3 protein-coding genes are annotated in these 2,797 nt (G+C 73.9%); 2 read left to right on the top strand and 1 reads right to left on the bottom strand.

Translation table 11 applies throughout. From position 1 onward, the window contains the following. Positions 1 to 490, bottom strand: a 490-nt coding sequence (locus tag B7767_RS30415; RefSeq protein ID WP_085574957.1) for a TetR/AcrR family transcriptional regulator, incomplete at its 3' end; no start/stop codon positions are given. A gap of 176 nt (positions 491 to 666) precedes the next feature. Here B7767_RS30415 and B7767_RS30410 point away from each other — a divergent pair. After that, the gene (locus tag B7767_RS30410) at positions 667 to 1,422 is read left to right on the top strand and encodes an IclR family transcriptional regulator (RefSeq protein ID WP_085574956.1); all 756 of its coding nucleotides are present in this window, start codon (positions 667 to 669) and stop codon (positions 1,420 to 1,422) included. A 120-nt stretch (positions 1,423 to 1,542) separates the two neighbouring features. Further along, positions 1,543 to 2,712, top strand: coding sequence for a 4-hydroxybenzoate 3-monooxygenase (locus tag B7767_RS30405; protein WP_085574955.1), 1,170 nt, complete (start codon positions 1,543 to 1,545; stop codon positions 2,710 to 2,712). The last annotated feature ends 85 nt before the right edge of the window (positions 2,713 to 2,797 follow it).

Here is a 2,797-nt window from a genome sequence, read left to right as displayed (position 1 = left end):
CGGGCGGGGACACGGATGCCGTCGGCCCGCCGGCGCGGATGCGCGCGGCGACGGCCTCGGCCAGTCCGGTCTCGTCCGCCATGTGCGCGCCGAGCGTACGGACCAGCAGGTGCGGCGAGGCGTGCACCACCTGGGCGTGCAGCCGCCACAGTTCGTGCTGCTGCTCCGCCTCGGCGAGTTCCGCGGCCAGGGCCTCGCGCAGGGCCTGGAGCGGGGAGAGCGCGGCCGGCGCGTCGAGCACGGCCTGCCGCATCCGGGCGCCCGCGTCCGCGTCGATCACGACGAAGGCGTCGTCGCGGGTGTCGAAGTAGTTGAAGAAGGTCCGCACGGACACCCCGGCCGCCGCGCTGATCGCCTCGACGGTGACCTTCTCCGCACCGTGCTCGGCGGCCAGCCGTACGGCGGCCTCGGCGAGAGCGGCACGCGTGGCCCGCTTCTTCCGCTCCCGCAGCCCGCCCTGCGCGGCACCCTTCTCCGACATACCTTGCATGCTATGCAAAGATGCACGTCATGCAAAATTCCCTCCGTCCGGCTCCGTCCGGCGGGTGGCGGCGTGAAGTCCGTCCCCGGTGCCCTGCCGTGGGAGGGCACCGCCCGACGGTGGGGGAACGCCGCCCCGATACTCGTCACGGCGGGGTGCCGCGAACCAGCCCGGAAGGACGGACGATGGCGAACTCACGGTCCGGGGAGACGGTCACCGAGCGGATCGTCCGCGTCCTCGAGACGTTCGACACCGACCGGACCGTGCAGACGGCGTCGGAGATCGGCCGGCGCGCGAGGCTGCCGTCGTCCACGGCGCACCGGATCGTGGCCGATCTCGTGGAGTGCGGACTGCTGGAACGGGACGAGGAGCAGCGGGTACGGCTGGGCATGCGGCTGTGGGAGCTGGCGCTGCGCGGCTCCCACGCCCTGCGCCTGCGGCAGGCGGCGCTGCCGTTCATGGAACGGGTGCAGGCCCGGGTCCGGGAGCACACCCAGCTCGCGGTGCTGGAGAACGGCGAGACCCTCTTCGTGGAGCGTCTGTCCCATCCGCACGCGGGCGCGAACATCACCCGGATCGCCGGGCGGCTGCCCCTGCACGCCTCGTCGTCGGGGCTGGTCCTGCTCGCCCACGGCCCGGAGGAGCTGCGCGAGCGGGTCCTCGCCGGGCCGCTGGCGGCGGTGTCCCCGCAGACCGTGACCGACCCGGCGCTGCTGCGCCGCGTCCTGGCCGGCATCCGGCGTGACGGCGTGGTCGTGGCTCCGGGAACGGTCGAGGCCGTCTCCACGGGCGTCGCCGTGCCGGTGCGCGAGGGGCGCGGGCGGGTGATCGCCGCGCTGTCGGTCGTACTCCCCCGTGACACGCCGACCGGTCCCGTGGCCGAGGTGCTGCGCTCCGCCGCCGCGGGCATCTCGGCGGCGCTCGGCGCGCGCCGCCCGTAGCCACCGGCCGGGCCGCGCGTCGAGGAGATCCGCTTCCCGTTCAATGGGAAGGTCCGTCGTCAACGGGGGCGGACCGGCGCCAGACTCCCTGCCACCCCGTCGGCCGTCGAAGGAGACGACATGCCCGTACGCACCCGAGTCGCCGTCATCGGAGCAGGCCCCGCCGGCCTGCTGCTGTCCCATCTGCTCGGCCGCCACGGCATCGAGTCGGTCGTCATCGACTCCCGCAGCCGCGAGGAGATCGAGACCACCATCCGGGCCGGCATCCTGGAGCAGGGCACCGTCGAGATCCTCAGCGAGACGGGGGCCTCGGACCGGGTCCTCACGGCCGGGCGGAAGCACGAGGGCATAGAGCTGCGCTTCGACGGCGAGGGCCACCGGATCGACTTCGCCGCGACCGTCGGCCGGGCGGTGTGGCTCTATCCGCAGCACGAGGTGCTGAAGGACCTGGTCGCCGCCCGCCTCGCCGCCGGCCAGGACCTCCGTTTCGGAGTGACCGCCGAGCGCGTGGAGGACGCGGAGACGGACCGGCCGCGCGTCGTGGCCAAGGACGCCGGGGGCGGCACCGTCGAGATCGAGGCCGATGTCGTCATCGGCGCGGACGGCTCCCGCGGCGTGGCCCGCGAGGCCGTCACGGGCACGCACGGCGGCTACTTCCGGGAGTACCCGTTCGCCTGGTTCGGCATCCTGTGCGAGGCGCCGCCCAGCGCCGAGGAGCTGATCTACAGCAACTCGCCGAACGGCTTCGCCCTCATCAGTCAGCGCAGCCCCGGTGTGCAGCGCATGTACTTCCAGTGCGACCCGGCGACCGACACCGGGGCGTACACCGAGGAGCAGCTGTGGGAGATCCTGCGGTCGCGCGTCCCCGGCACCACCCTCGACGAGGGCCCGATCTTCCAGCGGGACGTGCTCCGTTTCCGCAGCTTCGTCGCGCACGAGATGCGCCGGGGCCGGGTGGTGCTCGTCGGCGACGCGGCCCACACCGTGCCGCCCACCGGCGCCAAGGGCATGAACCTCGCCGTCGCCGATGTCGTCGTCCTCACCGAGGCGCTGCGCGCGCTGCTGCTCGACGGGGACGAGTCCCTGTTCGACGCCTTCCCCGACACCGCCCGGAAGCGCATCTGGAAGGCGCAGCACTTCTCCTGGTGGATGACGAGCATGCTGCATCTGCAGCCCGGGGCGAGCGACTTCGACCACCTGCGCCAGATCGGCGAGCTGCGCTCGGTCGTCGAGTCGGACGCCGGCCGCGCGTACCTCGCCGAGGGCTACACCGGCTGGCCGCTCGGGTGACCGCGGGGCGGCCGGCGCGCCGGCCGCCGTACGGCCCTGACGCCCGCTCGGCCGATCGCGCCCGCGCGTTCGTCAGGTGTCGGGC

The sequence above is a fragment of the Streptomyces sp. 13-12-16 genome, from assembly GCF_002114215.1.
In the GTDB taxonomy this organism is placed as follows: Bacteria; Actinomycetota; Actinomycetes; order Streptomycetales; family Streptomycetaceae; genus Streptomyces.
The sequence above is the reverse complement of the archived record's forward strand: the minus strand, read 5'-3'. Positions and strand labels throughout refer to the sequence as shown.